Annotated in this window: 20 protein-coding genes and 1 tRNA gene; 9 read left to right on the top strand and 12 right to left on the bottom strand. The window is 71.1% G+C overall.

Translation table 11 applies throughout. The features are described from left to right. Window positions 1-83: 83 nt before the first annotated feature. Window positions 84-1307, top strand: a complete 1224-nt coding sequence (locus AB0C36_RS10800) for a recombinase family protein (RefSeq protein WP_358352284.1) — start codon at window positions 84-86, stop codon at window positions 1305-1307. A 180-nt stretch (window positions 1308-1487) separates the two neighbouring features. On the opposite strand, the gene AB0C36_RS10795 is transcribed toward AB0C36_RS10800, so the two are convergent. Beyond that, window positions 1488-1571: transfer RNA gene (locus AB0C36_RS10795), tRNA-Leu, on the bottom strand. Window positions 1572-1684: 113 nt separating this feature from the next. Beyond that, window positions 1685-2854 carry a CAP domain-containing protein gene (locus AB0C36_RS10790; protein WP_358352282.1) on the bottom strand — a complete coding sequence of 390 codons (1170 nt, stop codon included), beginning with the start codon at window positions 2852-2854 and terminating at the stop codon, window positions 1685-1687. 268 nt (window positions 2855-3122) lie between these two features. Between AB0C36_RS10790 and lepB the strand changes: the two genes are divergently transcribed. Further along, a complete protein-coding gene (gene lepB, locus AB0C36_RS10785; RefSeq protein ID WP_358352281.1) occupies window positions 3123-3878 on the top strand; it encodes a signal peptidase I in 756 nt (251 codons plus the stop codon). Here lepB and AB0C36_RS10780 read toward each other — a convergent pair. The 5 genes from AB0C36_RS10780 to AB0C36_RS10760 form a co-directional block, all read right to left on the bottom strand. After that, the gene (locus tag AB0C36_RS10780) at window positions 3759-4679 is read right to left on the bottom strand and encodes a hypothetical protein (RefSeq protein ID WP_358352279.1); all 921 of its coding nucleotides are present in this window, start codon (window positions 4677-4679) and stop codon (window positions 3759-3761) included. The two genes, lepB and AB0C36_RS10780, sit on opposite strands and share 120 nt — an antisense overlap. A 175-nt stretch (window positions 4680-4854) precedes the next feature. Then, entirely contained in the window at window positions 4855-5052 is a 198-nt protein-coding gene (locus tag AB0C36_RS10775) for a hypothetical protein (RefSeq protein WP_358352277.1), read from the bottom strand. Window positions 5053-5063: 11 nt separating this feature from the next. Next, entirely contained in the window at window positions 5064-6254 is a 1191-nt protein-coding gene (locus AB0C36_RS10770) for a DUF6114 domain-containing protein (protein ID WP_358352276.1), read from the bottom strand. Window positions 6255-6381: 127 nt separating this feature from the next. Then, window positions 6382-7038: a DUF6230 family protein gene (locus tag AB0C36_RS10765; RefSeq protein ID WP_358352274.1), complete on the bottom strand. Its 657-nt coding sequence runs from the start codon at window positions 7036-7038 to the stop codon at window positions 6382-6384. Then, window positions 7035-7175 (bottom strand): hypothetical protein, encoded by a 141-nt coding sequence (locus AB0C36_RS10760; RefSeq protein ID WP_358352272.1) that lies wholly within the window; start codon window positions 7173-7175, stop codon window positions 7035-7037. Before AB0C36_RS10760 ends, AB0C36_RS10765 begins: the two co-directional genes overlap by 4 nt. Before the next feature lie 296 nt (window positions 7176-7471). On the opposite strand from AB0C36_RS10760, the gene AB0C36_RS10755 reads away from it, so the two are divergent. From AB0C36_RS10755 to AB0C36_RS10745, 3 genes are all read left to right on the top strand, one after another. Beyond that, window positions 7472-8134: a TetR/AcrR family transcriptional regulator gene (locus tag AB0C36_RS10755; RefSeq protein WP_358352270.1), complete on the top strand. Its 663-nt coding sequence runs from the start codon at window positions 7472-7474 to the stop codon at window positions 8132-8134. Window positions 8135-8361: 227 nt separating this feature from the next. After that, window positions 8362-8580: a hypothetical protein gene (locus tag AB0C36_RS10750; RefSeq protein WP_358352268.1), complete on the top strand. Its 219-nt coding sequence runs from the start codon at window positions 8362-8364 to the stop codon at window positions 8578-8580. A gap of 9 nt (window positions 8581-8589) precedes the next feature. Then, the gene (locus AB0C36_RS10745; protein WP_358352266.1) at window positions 8590-9768 is read left to right on the top strand and encodes a hypothetical protein; all 1179 of its coding nucleotides are present in this window, start codon (window positions 8590-8592) and stop codon (window positions 9766-9768) included. 94 nt (window positions 9769-9862) lie between these two features. Here AB0C36_RS10745 and AB0C36_RS10740 read toward each other — a convergent pair whose 3' ends face one another. The 3 genes from AB0C36_RS10740 to AB0C36_RS10730 form a co-directional block, all read right to left on the bottom strand. After that, window positions 9863-10837 carry a hypothetical protein gene (locus tag AB0C36_RS10740; protein ID WP_358352264.1) on the bottom strand — a complete coding sequence of 325 codons (975 nt, stop codon included), beginning with the start codon at window positions 10835-10837 and terminating at the stop codon, window positions 9863-9865. A 290-nt stretch (window positions 10838-11127) separates the two neighbouring features. Then, window positions 11128-12627, bottom strand: coding sequence for an MFS transporter (locus AB0C36_RS10735; RefSeq protein ID WP_358352263.1), 1500 nt, complete (start codon window positions 12625-12627; stop codon window positions 11128-11130). Between the two features lie 358 nt (window positions 12628-12985). Then, on the bottom strand, window positions 12986-13372 hold the full coding sequence (locus AB0C36_RS10730; protein WP_358352261.1) for a nuclear transport factor 2 family protein: 387 nt from the start codon (window positions 13370-13372) through the stop codon (window positions 12986-12988). 168 nt (window positions 13373-13540) lie between these two features. On the opposite strand from AB0C36_RS10730, the gene AB0C36_RS10725 reads away from it, so the two are divergent. After that, on the top strand, window positions 13541-16345 hold the full coding sequence (locus tag AB0C36_RS10725) for an AAA family ATPase (protein WP_358352259.1): 2805 nt from the start codon (window positions 13541-13543) through the stop codon (window positions 16343-16345). A 184-nt stretch (window positions 16346-16529) separates the two neighbouring features. Beyond that, window positions 16530-17165 (top strand): TetR/AcrR family transcriptional regulator, encoded by a 636-nt coding sequence (locus AB0C36_RS10720; protein WP_358352257.1) that lies wholly within the window; start codon window positions 16530-16532, stop codon window positions 17163-17165. Between the two features lie 105 nt (window positions 17166-17270). Here the strand turns inward: AB0C36_RS10720 and AB0C36_RS10715 are convergent, their stop codons facing one another. Together AB0C36_RS10715 and AB0C36_RS10710 are read right to left on the bottom strand one after the other, a co-directional pair. Continuing rightward, entirely contained in the window at window positions 17271-18419 is a 1149-nt protein-coding gene (locus tag AB0C36_RS10715) for an NAD(P)H-dependent flavin oxidoreductase (RefSeq protein ID WP_358352256.1), read from the bottom strand. 299 nt (window positions 18420-18718) lie between these two features. Next, complete coding sequence (locus AB0C36_RS10710) at window positions 18719-19909, bottom strand: thiolase family protein (RefSeq protein WP_358352254.1); 1191 nt, start codon at window positions 19907-19909, stop codon at window positions 18719-18721. Between the two features lie 348 nt (window positions 19910-20257). Here AB0C36_RS10710 and AB0C36_RS10705 point away from each other — a divergent pair, with 348 nt between their 5' ends. Both AB0C36_RS10705 and AB0C36_RS10700 read left to right on the top strand, forming a co-directional pair. After that, window positions 20258-21682 carry an aldehyde dehydrogenase family protein gene (locus AB0C36_RS10705; RefSeq protein ID WP_358352253.1) on the top strand — a complete coding sequence of 475 codons (1425 nt, stop codon included), beginning with the start codon at window positions 20258-20260 and terminating at the stop codon, window positions 21680-21682. A 204-nt stretch (window positions 21683-21886) separates the two neighbouring features. Beyond that, window positions 21887-22915, top strand: a complete 1029-nt coding sequence (locus tag AB0C36_RS10700) for an LLM class F420-dependent oxidoreductase (RefSeq protein WP_358352251.1) — start codon at window positions 21887-21889, stop codon at window positions 22913-22915. Window positions 22916-22927: the final 12 nt, after the last annotated feature.

Here is a 22927-nt window from a genome sequence, read left to right as displayed (position 1 = left end):
TCGCGTTCTACGGCCGGGTTTCCACCGAGGACCACCAAGACCCAGAGACGTCGCGGGCGTGGCAGCGGCTGTGAGCAGATGCCGTGGCCTCCGGCCACGGGCGAATCGTGGCGGAGTTCTTCGACGTCGGCCACAGCCGCTCCCTCCCGTGGGCCCGACGCCCCGAGGCCGCCGCGCTGCTCGCAGCCCTCGCCGACCCGGACCGCGGGTTCGACGCCATCGTCCTCGGCTCCAGCGAACGCGCCTTCTCAGGACAGCAGTTCGCGTCGATAGCGCCGGTCTTCGAGCATTACGGCGTGCCCGTGTGGCTGCCCGAGCTCGGCGGCGAGGTCGATCCACAGCCCGCGGCCCACGACGAACTGATGGTCCTGCTCGGTGTCCTGGCCAAGCGCGAGGTCACGCGTGCCCGGATCCGTGCGCGCACGGCGATGCTGGTCCAAGCCCGCGACCAAGGCCGCTACCTCGGCGGCCGACCGCCCTACGGCTACCTGCTCGTGGACGCCGGGCCGCATCCGAACCGCGCGCTCACACGTCGTGGTGTGCAGCTACGGCGCATGGACGTCGACCCGGACACCGGCCCCATCGTCACCTGGCTGTTCCAGCAGCGCCTCGCCGGCCGCAGCGTCGCCAGGATCACCCGCGCGCTCAACGACATGAACATCCCGTGCCCGGCCGCCGCCGACCGCGAACGCAACCCCCACCGCACCGCGATCGCCTGGACGCTCACCTCGGTGCAGGGCGTCCTCAGCAACCCCCGCTACACCGGCCGCCAGGTCTGGAACCGGCAACGCACCGACCACGAACTGATCGACCCGGACAACACCACCCTCGGACACCGCGACGTCATGCGCCACAACGCCCCCGACGAGTGGGTCATCTCCGAGAAGCAAGCGCACCCGGCGCTGATCAGCGAAGCCGACTTCGTTGCCGCCCAGGGCATCCGCACCGACAAGACCGCGCCCGGTCACAGCTACCAACGCGCCGGGCTGCTGCGCTGCGGACACTGCCGGCGCCGCATGGAATCGTGCTGGTCGAACGGCCGCGCCGCCTATCGCTGCCGCCACGGACACTCCAGCGCCACACCCCGGAACCCGGACCGAACGCCGAACGCGTACATCCGCGAAGACCAGATCCTCGCCCGTCTACCCGCGCTCCACCTGATGCGCACCGGCGAAGACGCAGCACCATACCCTGCGGGCGCACTCGCCCGCCTCCGCGCCGACGGCATCAGCCTGCTCTACGACCAGGCCGGCCGCACCGTGACCGCGAACACCGAACAGAAGGAGAAGATCGCCATCGGACGATGAACCCCAGCGCCGACCGGCACCGGACAACCGGTCAGCGCGCAATTGACAGCCAGGACCGAGACAGAGGGAAGGTGACAGATACAAGCAGACCCCGGAAACGACGAACACCCGCCTCGGCCGAGGCCAAGCACGGGTGCCGATCGATGCTGCCCAGAAACCGAAGTTCGTGGGGCAATTATGTGTCCGAGGGGGGACTTGAACCCCCATGCCCTTTCGGGCACTAGCACCTCAAGCTAGCGCGTCTGCCATTTCCGCCACCCGGACGTGACTGGTGCGGCCTGGGGCCGCGTTGTCTGGAGTAACGATACCAAGATTCGGACGGTGCCTGCGACGCGGTATTCGGGGCTGGTGGGGTGGGGGGTGGGTGGTTCGCGGGGTCAGCGGTAGGTGACGCCGGGGAGGCGGACGAGGGGGGTGCCGAAGACCTGGGTCCAGTAGATGCGGTACGAGCCGCCGTGGGCGATGCCGATGCCGATCTGGGTGAGTTCCGGGGTCAGGATGTTGGCGCGGTGGCCGGGGCTGTTCATCCAGCCCTGGACGACCTCGGCGGGGGTGGGCTGACCTGCGGCGATGTTCTCGGCGACGCGGCTGTAGTCGTAGCCGGTGGCGCGTACGCGGTCGGCGGGCTGGCGGCCGTCGAGGCTTGCGTGGTCGAAGTAGTCGCGGGCGGCCATGTCGTCGCTGTGGGCCTGGGCCGCCTGGGTGAGGCGGGGCTCGGCGGAGAGGGAGCCCATGCCGTGGTTGGCGCGTTCTGCGTTGGTGAGGGCGATCACTTCGGAGCGGAAGCGGGTGATGTCGGCTGGGGCGGGAGGGAAGGGTGGGGGCGGAGTGGCAGATGTGGGTTGGGAGGGGAACGGGGCGGGGGTTGTGGGGAGGCCCGGGGGCGGGGCTGCGGCGGGGGTGGGGCGGGGGCCGAAGGGGTTGCTGCCGTCGGCGGGTGGCATGGGGGCCAGGGGCGGGGCGGAGGGATGGGCGGCCGCGCGGGCCGGGGTTTGCGGGCGAGGTGGGACGGGGGTGTGCGGGCGGGGCGGGGTCGGCGTACGCGCGGGCGCGGCGGCGGGTGCCGGCTCGTCGATGACGTCCACGCCGAAGTCGCGCGCGATCCCGGCGAGGCCGTCGGCGTAGCCCTGGCCGAGGGCGCGGATCTTCCACGCGTTGTTGCGGGCGTACAGCTCGGCCAGGAGCAGGACCGTCTCGTGGTTGACGGGGTGCGGCGTGAAGCGGGCGACCGGGGTGCCGCGCGTGTCGGTGACGGTGAGGTTCGGCGTCGGGAGGTTGCCGAGGCGGGTCGCGGGGTCGGCCGGGCTGACGACGAGGGTGACGCGGGTGGCTCCGGGGCGGAGGGAGCGGGGGGTCACGGAGGCGGTGTCGCCTTGGAGGCGTACGCCGGGCGCGGTCGTCTGGTTGAAGAAGACGAAGTCGGCGTCGCCGCGGACGCGGCCGGAGTCGTCGGTGATCAGGAGGGACAGGTCGTACGGGCCGGGCACACGGAGTGTCAGTGCGCCGTCCGGCAGTGCGAGGTTGGCACCCGGGGCCAGGTTGGTCATCGTCCGCCCACTCCGTTCCGAGAAGTCACACCTGTGTTGTAGCCGATGAGCGGTCGGCCACGAAGGGGACAACGTTCGAAAGGCTCGGGACGTTCACGCGGCCGCGTCGGCACGGTGTGCCGCGGGTGGCTGTTGACCCCTGTTCAGCAGCGGGTGTGGTCGGTAGCGTCTCCACTACGGGCCGCGACGCGGAGGTGGGGGCGGCGTGACGGTACGGGGGTCCGCGCGCCAGCGGTGGCTCGGGGTCGCCCACGGGCTAGGGGCGGTAATGGTGGTCGTCCCGTTTGTGCTGGCGTTCTTTATGTATCGCACGTACGCGGTCCCGTCCGGGTCGATGGAGCCGACGCTGCGGGAGGGCGACCGGCTCCTGGTACGCGAGGGGGGCGGCGGCGACGTCACGCGCGGGGACGTCGTGGTGTTCTCGGCCGACGGCTGGTCGCGCGGCGTCGGCGGCGAGGACTTCGTGAAGCGCGTGCTCGGGGTCGGCGGGGACGTCGTCGCCTGCTGCGACGTCGCGGGGCGCGTGAGCGTGAACGGGCTTTCGGTGTACGAGAGTTACCTCGCAGATGGGATGAGCCCCTCGCGGGTCGCGTTCGAGGTGAAGGTGCCGAACGGGCGGCTGTTCGTGCTGGGCGACGCCAGGACGACGTCGTACGACTCCCGCGCGCACGTGGGCGACGCCTTCGGGGGCACCATCGCGCGCGAGGACGTCGTGGGGCGGGTCGAACGCGTCATATTGCCTCTCTCGCACCAAGGACCGGTCGGGGGTGCCGCGGTGTTCGCGGCGGCGGGCCTGCCTGGCGGCGGCTCGTCGACCGGGCTTGCGGTGGCGCTGGCGGTGGTGGCCGCGGCGGGGCTGATGCTGAATCTGGCAGCCGGTACGGTCGGGGTCATCACGTATCTTCTAGCGAACCAGCCTGGCAATCACGGGAGTTGGCGACAGGACGGGGTCACGCCAGTGGCGGGTGGGGATGCCGACCCGGCCGTACAGCCACCGCACGGGCGAGCGTTTCCAAAGGAGTAGCGGCCCGACGGTCGCGGTGAAGACGGCGAGACCGATCCACCAGCCGGTCGCGTGGACGAGCAGGCTCGCGTACAGGGCTCCGAGAAACGGCATGGCGTGGACGCCGGCGGCCGCGATGGCGAGGGCGACGATGCGCGGCACTTTACGGTCGGCGTCGGCGCCGGGGAGCCGCCAGCCTTCGTAGAGCCAGCTGATCTCGGTCATGAGCATCAGCATGATCACCGGGCCGCCGAGGAAGAGGAGGGCCAGGAACGTCCCGGACGTCGCGAAGTGCGAGACGTTGTTGGCCACTTGGTCGGACGACCAGCCGGTGAACTCTCCGGGATTGGTGCTCAGGACGCGCTGGTAGCCGCGGCCGTCCCAACCGTGGATCAGCGTGCCGAAGAGCAGGAAGTACGCGGCCACGACCTGCAGGAACGCCCAGTAGCCGGCGCCGATGAGGACTAGCGCACGGGAGGCCCAGAAGCCCAGGATCGCGGCGACGGGGACGCCCCCGGAGAACAACAGTACGAACCCCGCCCAGAGTTCGCCATGCTCCCGAGTGACGTGCATCGTGCCCCACGCCGGGTTCTGCCACAGTAGGAACAGACCGGGCGGCGCGACGAGAATCGCGGCGAAGAGCACGGTGGAGACGAAGTACGGGTTGGCGGTCATCGCGCGGGCGCGCACCGCGATGACCGGCTCCTCTTCGGAGTCCGGCAGTGGACGGCGTTCCCACGCCTGCAACTGCCGCGCGGCGGCGAGCGCGAACGTCGCCCCGAGCGCGTAGGAGAAGAAGGGGACGGCCTGGATCGGGATCATCGGTGGCTCCCGTGCTCGGGGCTGTCTGGTGGTCGGATCGGGTACCCGAGAGTGTTCGCGGCTCGAGCCATACGCGGGGTGAGGCCGGAATTCCGAATCACCGGGGTCACAGGCCTACGTGTGTGTGCGGTGGGGTGAGCCTGCTTCGCTTTGACGGACACCGTCGTTGTGGTGGTCAGACCGCGAGTGCGGCTTCGTATTCGACGGATGGGCGGTAGCCGAGGCTGCTGAGCAGGCTGCGGATGTTGTACCAGCCTTCGATCCACTCGAAGCCAATCAGGCGAACGTGCGGTGGGGTGGGGCCGGGCGCGCGGGTCGCGAAGGGCGCGAGCGTGCGCCTGGCTGTGGGCGTGTGCGTGCGCGCGGATGGCACCGGGACCACCCTCAACCTGCGCGAATCGCCAGATTGTCCGTGCCGATCCGATCCGCCGTCACCAACGCCTGCTCCGCCTCCACCCGCGTCATGAACACGAACGGCGGGATTATCGGCGGCAGCGGCAACCCCTCCGCCGAGAACGTGAGGCAGAGCAGCCCCTCGATACACCCGTACAACCGCGTGACATAGATCGTCACATCGCCGTTCAAGTCAAGCTGGTCCGCGTCGATCGCATACACCGGTCCCCCGTCACGCGTCCGCAGCCGGTAGTCCCGCAAACTCGCCGCGTTCATCCGCAGCACCAGCACCCGCCGCGCCCCGCCGACCGTCGGCACCTCGGTCACACCGGCGAAGGCGAACCCGATCGGCGCGAAGAAACTCGACGTCACCGTAGGGGGGTTCGCCCCGACGGTCACGGCCTCCGACACCGCGGCCAAGGTCGGCCGTACGCACTCCCCACCCCGCCCGCACCCCGTGTCGGACGCGACCGCCTTCCCCGCCCCCGGCCCCAGGCTCGCGGCAACCAGCAGCAGCGGTACGGCTAATGCCACTCCCGCGGCACCGGCGCGCCCCTCCCCCGGCCCGCCACCCCGCTTGGACGTACGCTCGCCCGGCAGCGATCCGTCCGACGCGCCGCCCACCCCGGCACCGCCCACACCGGCCGCGCCATCACCGCCATTCGCGACGCCACCGTCACCCGCCGCACCCGCCGCACCCGCCCCCGCAGCGCGATCACCCGTGCCACGCCCATCACCTGACGCAGCATCATCCGGACCCGACGCGTCCCCGCCCAGCCCCGCCGAACCACCGTGAGGCTTCGTGGGACGCCACCCGAACCCCATCGAACTCCCCAGTACCCCAAGGGCCATGCCCACGAGGAAGCCGCCCAGGTTGGTCGCCGCGAACGACACGACGGAGGCCACCAATGCCACCAGCGACACGAAGTGCCTCTGCGCGGGAAGGAACCACAAGCACAGGCCGGCGAAGACGAGCACGGACCCGATGGCCAGCGCCGCAAGTCCGCCCACGCCCAACGTGATGAGGATCGACAACGGCGACATCGGGATCAGCATGATCTCCAAGCCGCCCGCGATGAGGTAGACACCGCCCCAGAACGGTCGAGTACGACGCCAACGGCGCAGCGCCCGGCGCTCCTTCGGAAAGGGCAGGTGTCGGTCGAGCCACGGTCCCGGTTGCACGGCGAGCCGCTCCTTCTCGATGGGGGTACGCCGGATCCGCGTCGGCCGCCCGCCGAACGCGCACGTGCGAACACGTGCGTCCGAACACGTAGGCCCGACACGGACACTCAAGAAGAACGCACGTACGTCAGAAGCAGCCCTTGCCGCCCAGCGTCACCGTGACCCGCAAGCCCTTGAGCTTGAAGTCGCCGCCGGTGGCCGCCCAGGCGTGCGACTGCACACCGGACACGGTGACCTGGCCGGCCTGGAGGCCGAACGCTCCCGGATCACCCTTGGCGCCTTGCACCTTGTCGAGCGTCGAGGCGTCGCGCCCGATCTCGACGACACCGAACTCGGCGTCTCCGACGAGGTCTTCGGCGTCGATCACCAAGTTCTTCGCGGTGACTTCGCCCGCCTGTCCGCCCGCCGTCAGCTTGAAGACGACGTCGCCGAGCGGCGTCTTGACGCGCGCCGCCTGGCAGATGTCGCTGAGGGTCGCGTCGCCGATGGCGAGCAGGGACACCGGATGCCCGGTGCCGCTGATGTCGTTGTCGGTTCCCACGTACGACGCGAGCCCGTCACTCGTCAGCTTCCCCGAACTCACCTGGAAACTCGTGCCCGACACCGCGAACGATGCGGCGAGCGCTCCCTGGGCCATCGCCGCGGTCATGGCCCCGATCGCGACGATCGCCGGCACGCCGACCGCCACGGAACGCCGCCAGCTGGTGCCGCCTTCGACCGCGTCCTCGTCGATCCTCAACTTCGCGGTGACTCGGTCGAACACCGAGCCGCTGTCACCGATCACGTCTGGTACCTCCCGTTGTTCCCGTAGATCTGGCCGTATCCCGGGTCGCGCAGGGGTGCTTGGTTGCTCGGGTACTGAGTGCTGCGGTGCCGCAGTTGCATCTCGTCGACGACCGGGCGCCACGAAGTGGCCTTCATCCACGGAGTGTTGCTCGAACCCCACGGATTCGACCCCACGGATTCGACCCCACGGACCGAAGAATGCAGGCGCCCGCAACTCACCGATATCGAGAATTCCGGGCAGGATTGGACCGCCGTTGCATTCGACCGCGGAATGACGCACGCGGCCGCACCGAATTGCCGTTCCTGGCCTTGCCCGACAGCCCGTCCGACGTCGGCCGGAATCACCGGGCAGCCGCAACTCGCGCCGTACGCGGGGCGACTCCTCTGGCACAATGCAGGCGTCGTCTCGTATCCGCAGACTAGGGCCCGTTTTGAACAAAAGTCAACAGCCGCCGGGCAGGTCGCCGAAGGCATCCGGCCGGGCCGGCGACTCCCCTCGCTCGCAGGAGCGCCGCGCCGAGCTGATCGCCGTCGGACGCCGCCTCTTCGCCCGAACCTCCTACGACGCCCTGTCGATCGACGACATCGCGTACCACGCCGGCATCGCCAAAGGGTTGATCTACTACTACTTCGCCAGCAAGCGCGGCTACTACCTGGCTGTGGTCGAGGACTCCGTCTCCAAGCTGGTCGGCAACGCCGAGGGAGCGCGGCAACTCCCTCCACGCGAACGCCTGTTGCACACCCTGGACGGATACCTGCGTTTCGCCTGGGGCCACGAGGCGGCGTACCGCACCATCGTCAGCGGAGGCGTCGGCTTCGACACCGAGGTCCAGGCCATCCGTGACCGGGTACGCGAACGCCTGCTGTCCACGATCGCCGAGGGCGTGTACGGCCGCACGGAACTGGCGCCGCCCGCCCGCGCCGCACTCACCGGCTGGCTGTCGTACGTCGAAGGCTTCACCCTCGACTGGATCCAACATCGCGACATGGAACGCGACTTCGCCCTCAGGATGCTCGCGGCCGCACTCCTCGACACTCTGCGCACCATCGAGCGATTCGCGTCCGACCACCCAGCCCCGCCCGCCGACGGCTGAGCCACCCGCCGAAACCACCGTCCCGAGTTGCGCCCCCGAGTTGCGGCGCCGAGGCACGATCCCGAGTCGCGACCCCTGACGCTTCTCCCGCCCATCGAATCCCGGTGAATCCCATCGAATCCCGCGGATTCCCCCGTGACTGTTGACACCGGGAATAGGTCCTTGCAAGGTTCATAGTCGCGCGTCCACCGCTCGCAAGTCCCCCTCCACCAAAGCCCGGAGGAATCATGGCTGCAACAGCCGCGGACAAACTCACGGCGGAACTCGGCGCACCACCCCCGGAACGCTTCTGCGAACTCGACGATCGAGACCTGGAATTCCTGGCGGACGCCCTGCGGCATGCCCGCGAGGAACAGGCGGCAGGCCTCGACCGTGCCGCCGAGGAATCGTTGAAGATGGTCCCGGCGATCGCGCGCGGACCCGTCCGCCGCATTCTCTTCAGGTAGGTGACCGGCATGGACACACTCCGCACCCGCGCCGAGGTCGAGAAGATCGCCCGCTTCCTGGACGCCGACACCGAGCGCCTGGCCTTCCTGGCCGCGCTGCCCGCGTCCGAGGTACGCCGCTTCCGCGAGCAGGTCGCCGCAGGCCTGTTCGACAACCAGCCGGAGATGCTCGACCGTATCGCCAAGGCCACCAAGCTGGTTCCCACCTCCATCGCGGCGACGATCTCGCAGAAGGCGCTCGGCCCGAAGCTCGCGGCGCGCGTCGCGGGGCGCCTCGAACCGGCGCGCGCGGCCGACATCATCGAGAAGCTCCCGATCGGCTTCGTCGCCGACTCGTGCGCGCACCTCGACCCGCGCCGGGTACGCGATCTCGTGGAACGGCTCCACGAGGACACGGTCGTCCGCATCGGCGTCGTCCTGGCGAAGAAGGGCGACTACATCACCATGGGCCGGTTCGTCGGCCACCTGTCCGACTCCGCGCTGCGCCGCATCCTCGACCAGGTGGCCGACGACGTGGTCCTCCACGTCGGCTTCTTCGTCGACATGCCCGAACGCCTCGACCACATCGTGGGCTTGATGGCGCCGGACAAGCTCGCCGACGTCGTGCGGGCCGCCTCCGACGGCGCGCTGTGGGCAGAGGCGCTCACGGTGGCCAACCTCGTTGGGGAGCAGCGCCGTGCCGAGATGGCCGGCTTGGCCGCGCGCCAGGACACCGAGCAACTCGACGCCCTGGTACGCGCGGTCCACCGCGACCACCTGTGGGAGGCACTCCTCCCCCTCGTCGCCCTGCTCGACGACGCCGACCGCCGCGCGGTCGCCGTCCTGCCCTCGCTGCAGGCCTGGGAGATCCTCGCCGACGTCGTCCGCGCCGTCGTCGCGACCGGGCTGTGGTCGCAGTTCCTTCCGCTGGTCGACGTCCTGCCGGAGAAGTCGAGGCAGTTGGTCGCCGAGTCCGCCGGAGCGTTGGACGACACCGACCTCGACCGCATGGCGGTGGCCGTGCAGGAACAGGATCTGTGGGACGCGGTGATCCCGCTGGTCGAGCTCATGGACGACACGGCAAAAGAACGCGTGTTCGCGCTGGAAGCGTTCCAGGTCCAGGACGAGGCTTCAGAGCAGCACGAGGAGCGAGGTGCAAAGCCGGATCCAGAGCCGGATCCGCAGCAGGATCCGCAGCAGGGCCCGTAGCGGGATCCGCAGCAGACCCCCGAGCGGCATCCGCCGGCCCGACACGGCGACCCCGACCGCGGCTGGTACGACCGCCGCCTCTGGGCCCGGTCAGTCAGTCCGTGGGTTCGAGCGGCGCGGGAACCTCGACGGCATCCGCGACACCGTCGCGCTCGCCTCCCTCGGCACCGGCACCGGCACCGGCACCAACTCCGACACCGACACCGACACCGACACCGACACCGACGTCACCACCGGAGGCGGCCGCGCCCAAACCACCCGGCCACTCGTCCATGATCTGTGCGAGTGCCGGGTGCACCGCCCACATCTCGTCGCGCGTCACCGGCCCGGGTGCGACGGCGTGCTGCCGAGCCCGCACGTACTCGTACAGGCGCCGGAACAACGGTGTGCCGCCGGTCTCCCACAGCTCCTCGGCGGCGAGCGTGAGATGGAAGAAGTACCACGAGTAGTTGAACAACCCGTCTTCCAGGGCGCGTTCCATGTCCGGCAGCGCCCGGAACCGAAGGGCTTCGACTGGCAAGTCGTAGACGACCGTGGTCATCGCGTGCATGGCCGGGAGCATGTCCGGCTCCATCTCGGCTATGTAGCCGACCATGCCCATGTTGGCGTGCAGTTCGACCAGCCACAGGTCGGGGTACGACGCCCAGTCCTGCTGGTGGTACAGGTGGGTCAACTCGTGTACGTGGACGGCCTCGTAGTACGGGACCAGCGAGGCCGGCTCGCCGTACTCCTCGCGCAGGTTGGCGCGCGTGGCGGGGCTGAGGTGCGGTTCGTACGATGCGAGCTGCTCGGCGTAGAAGGGGGCCTCGCCCACCGCGACCGTGGTCGCGCCCGCAATCGTGCGCGGCATGCCGTACAGCTGCATGTCCGTGACGCCGGACCAGTCCTCGGCATCAGCGACGTTGAGCCGCAACTCCGGTGCGACGTGCAGCGCGTCGGTCATCCAGGCGATGACGCGCTCGGTACGGGCGGCGAGTTCCTCGGCCCGAACCTCGCAGCCCGGACTCGCGTGCACAGGGAACGGGAACCCGGAGACCGGGGTGAGCGGACGGACTTCGGTGTGCGCCATGCCGGCCTCCCTGGAGCAGTCGATCAAATCCAGCCTAACCCGAGCCCATTTGGCACTGAATAGGTCTTTTTAAGTAGCCGCGCGGTGACTGATTGCGGACCGGCCGCGGACTGGGTCGAAGGCTGATCGACCCAACGCAAAGTGCCGGAGGGCTGCGAACCCCTCCGGCACTCCACATTCCTGGCCCTGCACCCGTCTCGTCATGCTCTACGCGCGTTGTCCCCGCCCACCCGAACCGCCCACCCGAACCGGCCACCCGAACCGGCCGCCCGAACCGTCGGCCCGCTCGCCTAACCCGCCGGGATCATGACCTCCTGCTCCCCTGCCTGACCACCCGACGCCCGCCGCGGCAGCAGCTGCACCAGCAGCGCCGTCGCCGCGCAGAAGGCGACCAGCGGGATCAGCGCCCACGTGAACGCGTGCGCGTAGTCGTTCGCGTCGAGCCCCGCGCCCAGCTCCCCGTAGAACACGATCCCCACGAGCGCCACCCCCAGCGCGTTGCCGACCTGCTGGGCGGTGTTCAGCACCCCCGCGGCCGATGCCGCGTACCGCTCGGACACCCCGGCCAGCACGATGGCCGACATCGGCGCGAGCGCGACCCCCATGCCGTACCCGGCGACGATCAGGCCCGGGATGAGCCAGCCGACCGACCCCGTCACGCCAGTCGAACCGACGGTCTCCGCCAGCACTCCGTAGCCGAAGGCTGTCAGCAGCGCACCGAGAGTGAGCACCTGCCGCCCGAGCCGCTTCGCCAGCTTCTCGGCCTGCGTGGCACCGAGGAAGTAGCCCGCACCCAGCGCCACGAACAGCAAGCCGGAGTCGAGCGCGCTCATGCCGTGGCCCATCTGCAGGTACAGCGCGAGCACCAGGAAGAACGACGCCATCGCCAACTGGTACGCCAGCATCACGCCCAGCCCCGCGGAGAACGACCGCTCGCGGAACATCACCATGTCGATCAGCGGCGTTCCGCCCCGCTCCGCGCGCCGCCGCTGGTACCGGACGAACCCCGCGACCAGCAGCGGTGCCGCCGCCAGCGACAGCCACGTCCACAGCGGCCAGCCCTGCTCGCGGCCCTGCACCAGCGGCAGCACGATCGCGACCATCGCCGACGTCACGATCAGTACGCCGACGAAGTCGAGCCGGGTGCCGCGCGCACTGCGCGACTCGGGCACCAACCGCGGCGTGACCAGCAGCGCCGCGATGCCGACCGGAACGTTGATCCAGTAGATGCTGCGCCAGCCGAGCCCGAAGAGGTCGATCTCGATGAGGCCGCCGCCGATGAGCTGGCCGAAGACACCCGCGAAGCCGAGGGTCAGGCCGTACGCCATGAACGCCCGCGCCCGGTGCTGCCCGGTGTAGACGATGTTGACGATGCCGAGCACCTGCGGCATCAGCAGCGCCGCCGCCGCGCCCTGCGCGACCCGCGCCGCGATCAGCACTTCGGGGTTCCCGGCCAGGCCGCACGCCGCCGAGGCGAGGGTGAACAGCGCCATGCCGGTCATGTACATCCGGCGCCGCCCGACCATGTCCCCCAGGCGGCCGCCCGTGATGAGCAGCGCGGCGAGAGCGAGGCCGTACCCCGCGACGACCCATTGGATGGCCGCCGCACTCGCGCCGAGGTCGGCCTGCGTCGCGGGTATCGCGACGTTGACGATGAAGAAGTCGAGCGTGGTGATGAAGACACCGGCGAGCAGGACCAGAAGCGTTCCCCACGAGGGGCCGCGTTCGGCTGCGGACGGCGCGGCGGCGGGTGCGCCGGCGGCGCCGCGGGGCGTCGTGGTGGTCGACACTGTGGAAGTCCTTTCGGAACATGAGGTTTTCGGGCCGTCAATCCGGGCGTACGAGTCGAGCCCGGTCGGATCGAGCCAGGCCGAGCCCAGTCGGGTCGGATCAAGTCGGATCAAGACATTTCAAGACGTTTCAAGTCATTTCAAGTCGGGCTGGAAACCGCCCACCTACGCCACGCCGCACCGACCAATCCGCGCGGCTGCGAACACGGGGCGGTTCCGCAACGAACCGCGTCGTCGGTCGCCGCGGGCCGCCCCGTGCCCAGGCCCCGCCGGCCCGTTCATCCGGCAGGGCCCCGCCCCACGAACCGCCCGCAGCCCCGGGAGCTCAACCCCGCGGTGCGCACGGTCCGCGGGGAGCTCACAGTCCCGCGGGCACCTTGTCGAGGAACCCGCTGACCTTGCGTACGCGCCCGTCCGCCGCGATCTGCGCGACGTCGAACCCGACGACGAGCGCCTCGCCGCCCTCGGGGCCGAGGTTCCAGGTGAACCGCACCACGTCGTGGTGCCCGTCCACCGGTCCGCCCAGCGTGAACACCAGCCCCGCGAACTGGCCCTGCACGGCACCGATCACCATGTCGAGCGCGTCGCGGCTCGCGACGTCGGCCAGCGGGTCGGTGTACGCGGCGTCCTCCGTGAACGCGGCCGCCAGCAGCTCGCGGCGCTTGACCGCGTCCGTCTCGTTCCAGGCGGCCAGGTAGCGCTCGACGACGGCGACGTAGTCGATGGCGTTGTTGGTGGTGGTCATGGCGTCCGTCCTTCGGTTCGGGTGGGCCCCGTCCCAGGGCCCTGCTTTCCGCAGGTCAAGAAGCTACGGACGACGACCGCGCCGGGAATCGGTCGCGTATAGGTACTTGCCGCGGAGGACGGACAAGCCAATAGGTATGCCCTGCGCCCGGCAGGTAACGTGCCGGGCATGATGCACGGGAGGACCACGGAACGCTCCGCCGTCGAGGCGCTGCTCGCCGACGCCCGCGAGGGCACCAGCGGCGTGCTGGTCGTACGCGGCGAGCCCGGCATCGGCAAGACGACGCTCCTCGCGTACGCCGTCGAGGCGGCGGAGGCGGCGGGCTTCCCGGTCGTACGCGGCAGCGGGGTCGAGTTCGAGGCCGAACTCCCGTACGCCGGGCTCTCCCTCCTCCTCCGCCCCGCCCTCGCCCACCTCCCCGCGCTCCCCGAACCGCAGCGCCGCGCGCTCGACGCCGCGCTCGGACTGGCCTCGGGCGAGGCCCCCGAGCCGATGTTCGTCGGCCTCGCCGTCCTGACCCTCCTGTCCGAGTACGCCGGCGACGGGCCGCTCCTCTGCCTCGTCGACGACGCCCAGTGGCTGGACCGCGTGTCGTCCGACGCCCTGGTCTTCGCCGCACGCCGTCTGCACGCCGAGGGCGTCGTGATGGTGTTCGGCGCCCGCGACGGCGAAGGCGCGTTCCCCGCGCCCGGACTGCCCGAGCTGCGGCTCACCGGCCTGCCGCCCGCCGACGCCGGGGCACTGCTCGACGCACACGCGGCCGACCTGTCGCCGACCGCGCGCTACCGCGTCCTCGCCGAAGCGGGCGGCAATCCTCTCGCTCTGCGCGAGCTGCCCGTCGCGCTCGCCGGTGACAACCCGTCAGCGGTGTTCCGGCCCGGCGCGCTTCCGCTCACGAGCCGCCTGCAGCTGGCGTTCCACGGCCAGGTGAGCAGGCTGCCGGCCGCAACGCAGACGCTTCTGCTGCTCGCCGCGCTCGACGACTCCGGCGACGTGGGCGTGGTGCTGCGCGCCGCCGAACCCCTGGGGGCCTCCCCCGGTGACCTCGAACCGGCGGACGCCGCGGGGCTGTTCAGCGTCGTCGACGGCACACCGCGGTTCCGCCACCCGCTGATCCGCGCCGCCGTGCACCAACGCGCGCCGCTTGACCGACGGATGGCGGCGCACCGGGCACTCGCCGACGCGTTGGACGCACCGGACCAGGCGGACCGCCGCGCCTGGCAACTCGCCGCCGCGTCGACCGGGCCTGACGAGGCGGTCGCCGACGCCCTGGACGCGACCGCCGACCGGGCGCGAGAGCGCGGCGGGTACGCGGCTGCGGCACGCGCGTACGAGTTCGCCGCCCGCCTGACGGTGGATCAGGACCGGCGTACGCACCGGCTCGCACTCGCCGCCCAGTGGGCGTCCGAGGCCGGGGACCTGGACCGGGCACGGGACTTCGCGGCCCGCAGCGCGGCCCAGGCCAAGGACCCGAAGGTACGCGCGACGCTGGCCCTCGTACACGGCCTCGCGGACTTCTGGCACGGCGCATTCCCCAGCGCGCACAAGACGCTGGTCGGTGCAGCCGAGGACGTCGCGGCCGTCGAGCCCGGCGCCGCCGCCCGGCTGCTGGTCCAGGCCCTGCACACCGCCTGGTACATCAACGAGGACGAACTCCAGTCCACGATGGCCCGTTTGAACGCGCTCACGCTGCCCGAGGACGACCCGATCACCCCGGTGGCGCGCTACCTCATCGACTGCCTCTACCTCGACCCGGACGACGACCACCCCGACAAGAAGCAATCCATCAACCCCGCCCCCGCTCCCGCTCCCGCGCTCGCCGACGCCGTCACCGCCGCACGTACCGCACGAGCCGCCGGCACCGTGGACGCCCGCGTCCTCCAGATGCTCTGCGGCGTCGCGCTCACCCAGGGCCAGGACACCGACGCGTACGACCTCGCCGCCGAACTCGTCGCCGAAAGCCGTCGCCAGGGCGGCATCGGACGCCTGCCCACGCTGCTGTTCTTCCAGGTCGAGGCCGAGATCTTCGACAGCCGGCACGCCGACGCGCTGGCCACCGCCAGCGAGGCACTCGGCTTCGCCCGGGACACCGGACAGCAGCAGTGGGTCAGCCAGTTCCACAGCGTCCTGGCGGTCGTACGCGCCTTCGAAGGCGACGAAGACGCCTGCCGCCGTGCCGCGGACGAGTCGCTGGCCACCGGCGCAGGTGGGGCCATGGCTCCGGGAACCCCTTGGTCCTACTGGGCACTTGGCATCCTGGACCTCGGACTCGGCCGGGCCGCCACCGCCGTCACGCGCCTTGAGCAGCTGAGCCGGGAACCCCTGCGCCACCACATCTGCTCGACCCGCAGCACGCCGGACCTCGTCGAGGCCGCCATCCGGATTGGCGAACCGGGCCGGGCCGCCGAGCAGTTCGCACGCTTCGAGGACTGGGCCGGACGCGTTCGGCGCCCATGGGCGGACGCGCTCGTGCTGCGCTGCCGAGCCCTCCTCGCCGACGACTCCGACGCCGAGGAACTGTGGACGGCCGCCCTCGCGCTGCACGACCCCGAGCGCCGCGCGATGGAACGCGCCCGCACGGCACTGCTGTTCGGAGAGTGGCTGCGACGCGTACGCCGCAAGACCGATGCGCGCGAGCACCTGCGCGCCGCCTTGGAGGATTTCGAACGCCTCGGCGCCCGCCCCTGGGCGGACCGGGCACGTACCGAACTCGACGCCACCGGGGCGGGCGGAGCGGCCCGCGCCAGCGCCGCCGCCCAGGCGTCGCCCAACGGAGCGGCCGCCGTGCTGACACCGCAGGAACTGCAGATCACGCGCCTGGCCGCACAGGGCATGTCGAACCGCGACATCGCCGCGCAGTTGTTCCTCAGCCCGCGTACGGTCGGGCACCACCTCTACAAGGCCTATCCGAAGCTGGGCATCCTGTCGCGCACCGAACTCGCGGGGATCCCGGACCTCGCGGCGCGCTCGTAGCGGGTTCACGGCGGGTCCCTCCGCCTCTGGGCCCTCCTCCCCGGTGCGCGTAGCGTGGTCTGACGGTGCGTCAAAGATCACCTTGATCACACCGTCTCCCCCGGCTACCCGTAGCGAACGCTCGCTAGACTCTCGACCGAACCCCCGCGTCGCGGGCGGGCAGCGGTGAATCGGAGGACGTGCGATGGCCGAGCTGGTGACAGATCTGCGGGCCGACGGCCACACCGACTGGCGTACGTACGAGCCGATCAGGCTGCCGCCGATCCTGGCCGCATCCCTGGACGCCTTCGACGAACACGGCTACCACGGCACGACGGTCCGCGACATCGCGCGCCGCGTCGGCGTCACGGTGCCGGCGCTCTACTACCACTACCAGAACAAGCAGGCGCTGCTCGTCGAATTGCTGCTGGGTTCGATGAACGCGGTGCTGGGCCGCTGCCGTACCGCCGTGGCCGAGGCCGGCGACCACCCGGTCGACCGCTTCTCGTCACTCGTCGAGTGCATCGTGCTCTACATGGCCAACCGCGCGCCGATGGCGTTCCTCGACACCGAGACGCGCAGCCTGGAGCCGGAGAACCGGGCGCACTACATCGGCTTGCGCGACGAGTTGGAAGCGCTGGTGCAGTCCAGCGTCCGCGACGCGGTGGAGATGGGCGAGTTCACCACGCCGTACCCGGTAGATGCGGGGCGCGCCGTGCTCACGATGGCGCAGGCGGTGGCCAACTGGTACCGGCTCGACGGCCCGCTGACGCCCCAGCAGATCGCGGACCGGTACGTCGAGATCGCACTCGCGAGCGTCGGCCACCGTCCCAAGGGCTGACTCCGCCGCAGCCGACATCCCGCACCCGACATCCCCGCACCTGCACCGCACCCGCCTCGCCGGACCGGCGTCGCCGTCCTCGGCAACAGGTCGCTCCCGGAACGCTCACTCCTCCAGGAACGCCGCCGCGCGCTCGACGGCCTCGGCGAACTCCTCGGCCATCGAGTAGACGACCTCGCGCGCGGGCCGCACCCGGTTCATCATCCCGACACCCTGCCCGACGAAGTACGTCGCCAACTCCCGCGCCCCCTCGTGCCCGCCCTCCGCGAGCCGGTCCACGCGGCGCAGCGCGGGTTCGCTGATCAGGGACTGGATCGGCATCGGCAGCGCGGGCGGCGCGTCCGGCCCGTCCCACGCCTCGGTCCACGCCGAACGAAGTTGCCGGCACGGCTTGCCGGTACGCGAGCGCGAGCGCACGGTGTCGCCGGAAGTCGCGGCGACGAACTTGGCCTTGGTGGCGGGCGCGGTCTCGGCCTCCTCGCAGGTGAGCCATACCGATCCGGTCCACACACCTGCCGCACCGAGAGCCAGTGCCGCCGCCATCTGGGCGCCGTTGACGATGCCCCCGGCCGCCAGCACGGGAACCGGTTCTTCGCCGTGCGCCGCCGCGGCCTCGGCCACGGCGTCGACGACTTCGGGCACCAGCACCATGGTCGCCACTTCGCCGACATGCCCGCCCGCCTCGGTCCCCTGCGCGACGATGAGGTCGACGCCGGCCTCGACCTGGCGTACCGCGTGGTGGCGGGTGCCGACGAGGGCGGCGACGGCCACCCCTTCGGCCTTGCCGCGCGCGACCATGTAGTCCGGCGGGACGCCGAGCGCGTTCGCGATCAGTCGGATCGGGTGCGCGAACGCGATGTCGAGGCAGTCGCGGGCGTGTTCCTCGGTCAGTCCCGGACGGCGTCGGCGTCCGACGGGCGGTGGTTCGGGCGGTTCGACACCGTGTGCGGTGAGCAGGTCGTCGACGAACTCGCGGTGTGCGGCCGGGATGCGCTCCCACAGTCCCACCGGATCGCCGCCCTCGCCCTTGCCTGCGTAGGTGGCGGGCGCGATGAGGTCGACGCCGTACGGGCGCCCGGCGACGTGGGCGTCGATCCAGTCGAGTTCGTGCTCCAGTTGTTCCGGTGTGTGCGACGCGGCCCCGAGCACGCCGAACCCGCCGGCGTTCGTGACCGCGGCGACGACATCGCGGCAGTGGCTGAACGCCAGCAACGGCAGTTCGATGCCCAGCAGTTCGGTGACCGGTGTACGCACGAGCGCCTCCTCGACAGGAGCCGGACCCTACAGACGACAACACCAAGGCGACACAACAAGTGACGACACCGACGACAGCATCGCCGGGCCGACCACACCACGTACCCGAACGGCCCGACGGGGAGCGGGGGTACGCGAGCCCCGGCCTCACGCACCCCCGCGTTCCTGTCCCCTCACGCGATGCCCGCCCGGCGGGCGGCGGCGCCGCCACGTTCCCATTGCCGCTCGTGCCGCCCGACCCGGCGAACCGGCCAGGTGCGGAGCCGCTCAGGAACAGGTCGGCGCGACTCCGAAGAGAATCAAAGGCGTTCGATGATGGTGGCGTTGGCCATGCCGCCGCCTTCGCACATCGTCTGGAGGCCGTAGCGGCCGCCGGTCGACTCCAGAACGCCCAGCATCGTGGCCAGGATCCGGCCGCCGGACGCGCCGAGCGGGTGGCCGATCGCGATCGCGCCGCCCCGGATGTTGGTCTTCTCCAGGTCGGCCCCGGTGTCCTTGGCCCAGGCCAGCGGGACCGGCGCGAACGCCTCGTTGACCTCGAAGACGTCGATGTCGTCGATCGAGAGCCCGGACCGTTCCAGGACCTTGCGCGTGGCCGGGATGACGCCGGTCAGCATGAGCAGCGGGTCGTCGCCCGTCACCGCGAAGGTGTGGAAGCGGGCACGCGGCGTCAGGCCGAGCCGGTTCGCCATGTCCTCGCTCATGATGAGCACCGCGGAGGCGCCGTCCGTGAGCGGCGATGAATTGCCGGGCGTGATGTGCCAGTTGATCTCGGGGAAGCGGGCGCTCATCGCCTCGTTGCAGAACGCGGGCTTCAGCCCCGCGAGGCCCTCGGTGGTGGTGGACGCCCGTACCGTCTCGTCCCGCGTGAACGCGATGTCGGTGCCGTCCGTGCCCACCACGTGGATCGGCACGATCTCGCGGTCGAAAGCCCCTGACGCGGCGGCCTCGGCGGCGAGCCGGTGCGATCGCGCGGAGAACTCGTCCAGCGTCTCCCGGTCGAACTTCCAGCGGGCGGCGATCAGTTCGGCCGAGTAGCCCTGCGGGACGAGCCCGTCCGGGTAGCGCGCGGCGAGTGGTTCGAACGGGTTGCGGCCCTGTGCGGTGAAGCCCATGGGCACCCGGCTCATCGACTCGACGCCGGCCGCGATGGCGATGTCGTACGCTCCGGCGATCACGCCCTGCGCGGCGAAGTGCGCGGCCTGCTGGCTGGACCCGCACTGCCGGTCGACGGTGGTGCCCGGCACGGATTCGGGGAAGCCGGCCGCGAGCACCGCGTTGCGGGCGATGTTGAGTGCCTGGTCGCCGCCCTGCGAGACGCATCCGGTGATGACGTCGTCGATCAGCGCGGGGTCGAGGTCGTTGCGGTCGACCAGCTGCCGGAGCACGTCCGCGAGGAGGGCGACGGGGTGCGTGCCGGACAGTGCTCCCCCGGGCTTGCCTTTGCCGGAGGCGGTGCGTACGGCATCGACGATCACTGCGGTGGCCATGGGGCGGAGTCTCCCTCGACGCAGAGTTATTGAACGATCGTTCAACCCACCCTAGCCCGCCCGGGGTCCGGGCTGTCAAGATGTGAACCGACTGACAGGACGGAAATTCGACCATTCGGTCGGGAGCAAAACCCGGGCCGGACGAGGGCCGTTCGGAAGCGCCGACCGGCACGGATCTGCACCGACGGCCACCGACCGGGGAATCGTCGGCCCCGGCGGACTTCACACCGCACGCTCTGGACTTCGTACGGCTGTGCGGCAATCGTCGCCTCCAGCGATTGCCTCACCCGGCACGGCCTCCCCGGAGACCACGCCGAACGCACCACCACCCAGCGAACGGAGACACCCATGACGCAGGCCCTCACCGCCCCCGGCATGACCATCGGCGGAGCCGCCGCGACCGCTTCCGCCACGATCGGTGTCGTCAACCCCGCCACCGGAGCCGTCTTCGCCGAGGCCCCGGACTGCACGCGCGAGCAGCTCGACGCCGCGTTCGACGCCGCCGCGAACGCCTTCACCACCTGGCGGCGCGACGAGGACGCCCGCCGCGAGGCGCTGCGCGCGTGCGCGAAGGCGATAGTCGAGCGCGCGAACGACATCGCGCCGATCCTCACCGCCGAGCAGGGCAAGCCCCTCGGCGACGCGGTACGCGAGGTGCACACCGGCGCCGCCTGGCTGAACTACTACGCCGACCTGGAGCTGCCGCGCGAGATCATCAAGGACGACGAGAACAGCCTCGTCGAGGTGGTCCGCCGCCCGCTCGGCCCGGTCGCCGCCATCACCCCGTGGAACTTCCCGCTGACGATGGCGTTCTGGAAGATCGCCCCGGCGCTGCGGGCCGGCAACACCGTGGTGATCAAGCCGTCCCCGTACACGCCGCTGTCGACCCTCCTGATCGGCGAGATCCTGCGCGACGTCCTGCCCGCCGGCGTCGTCAACGCGGTGAGCGGCGGCGACGAGCTCGGCCGCTGGATGACCTCGCACCCGCTGGCCCGCAAGATCAGCTTCACCGGGTCCGTCGAGACCGGCAAGCACGTGGCCGCGTCGGCCGCGCCCGACCTCAAGCGCGTGACCCTCGAACTGGGCGGCAACGACGCCGCGATCGTGCTCGACGACGCCGACGTCTCGGCGATCGCCGGGAAGATCTTCTGGAGCGCGTTCGCCAACAACGGGCAGGTCTGCGCCGCGGTCAAGCGCGTGTACGTCCCCGAGGCGCTGCACGACGACCTCGTCGAGGCGCTGGCCGCGCAGGCCCGCGCGGTCAAGGTCGGCGAGGGCACCACCGAAGGCGTGCAGCTCGGCCCGGTCAACAACCGGCCGCAGTACGAGCGGGTCAGCGGCCTGGTCGCCGACGCGCTCGCGGGCGGCGCCAAGGCCGCGGCGGGCGGCAGCGCGCTCACCGTCGGCGAAGGCGGCGGGTACTTCTTCGAGCCGACGGTCCTCGCGGGCCTGTCGGACGGCGCGCGCATCGTCGACGAGGAGCAGTTCGGCCCGGCGCTGCCGGTCGTGGCGTACCGCGACCTGGAGGCGACGGTCGAGCGCGTCAACGCCGGGCGTTTCGGCCTCGGCGGATCGGTGTGGTCCGGCGACGGCGACCGCGCCGCCGACGTCGCCGCCCGCCTCGACGTCGGCACCGCGTGGGTCAACACGCACCTGTCGCTGTCTCCCGCGCAGCCGTTCGGCGGGGCAAAGTGGAGCGGCATCGGCGTGGAGAACGGACCGTGGGGTCTTTACGGCTTCACCGAGACGCGCGTGATCCACCGGGCGCGCTGACCGGCACGCCGACCGCGGTACGCCGACCGCGGTACGCCGACCGCGGTACGCCGACCGCGGTACGCCGACCGCGGTACGCCGACCGCGGTACGCCGACCGCGGTACGCCGACCGCGGTTCGCCGACCGTGGACGCCAACCCCGGCGCTCCGCGGGCGGCCGTCCATCGGTACGAAAACGGGCGCAGGCCCGAGGAGGAGTGATCCGTGCGGCTGGCAACCTTCCTTCAGTACGCGGGCGACGTCCGGGCCACCGTCGATCAGGCGGTGGCCCTGGAGGACGCGGGGATCGACATGGTGTTCGTGGCCGAGGTGTACGGCTTTGACGCGCCCACGGTCCTCGGCTTCCTCGCGGCCCGTACCCGACACGTGTCGATCGGGCCCGGAATCCTGCCCATCTACTCGCGCACGCCCGCGCTGATCGCGCAGACCGCCGCCGGGCTCGACGCGGTGTCCGGCGGCCGGGCGGTGCTCGGCCTCGGCGCGTCGGGGCCGCAGGTCGTCGAGGGGTGGCACGGCGTGCCGTACGACCGGCCGCTCGAACGCACCCGCGAGATCGTCGACCTGTGCCGCCGCATCTGGCGGCGCGAGGTCGTCACGAACGAGGGCCTGTACCCGCTGCCGCTGCCCGCCGGGCAGGGCACCGGGCTCGGCAAGCCGCTGAAGATGCTGACCCGCCCGGTACGTGACCGGATCCCGGTGTACCTGGCGGCACTTGGCGAGAAGAACGTCCGCATGACCGCCGAAATCGCCGAGGGCTGGCTGCCGTTCCTGTTCCTGCCGGACCGCGCGGACCGGGTCTGGGGCAAGGCGCTGGCGGACGGCACCGCCCGGCGCGACCCCGAACTGGGGCCGCTGGAAACGGTCGCGGGCGGCCTGCTGGCCATCGGCGACAACGTCGCGGCGTTGCGCGACCTCGCGCGCCCGAACACCGCCCTGTACGTGGGCGGAATGGGCGCGAAGGGCCGCAACTTCTACAATGACGTGGTGCGCAAGTACGGCTTCGAGGCGGAAGCCGAGCGGGTGCAGGAGCTGTACCTCGCCGGACACAAGCAGGAGGCGATGGCGGCGCTGCCCGACGAACTCATCGAGCTGACCAACCTGATCGGCCCCGAGGGGTGGGTACGGGACCGGGTGGCGGCGTACCGCGAGGCGGGGGTGACGGTGCTCAACATCTCGCCGGTCGGCGACGATCCGCTGGGCGATGTACGGAAGTTGAAGGAGATCGTGGCTTAGGCGTTCTGTCCC

Origin of the sequence: Streptodolium elevatio (genome assembly GCF_040649515.1) — a bacterium.
GTDB classification, from domain to species: Bacteria; Actinomycetota; Actinomycetes; order Streptomycetales; family Streptomycetaceae; genus Yinghuangia; species Yinghuangia elevatio.
The sequence above is the reverse complement of the archived record's forward strand: the minus strand, read 5'-3'. Positions and strand labels throughout refer to the sequence as shown.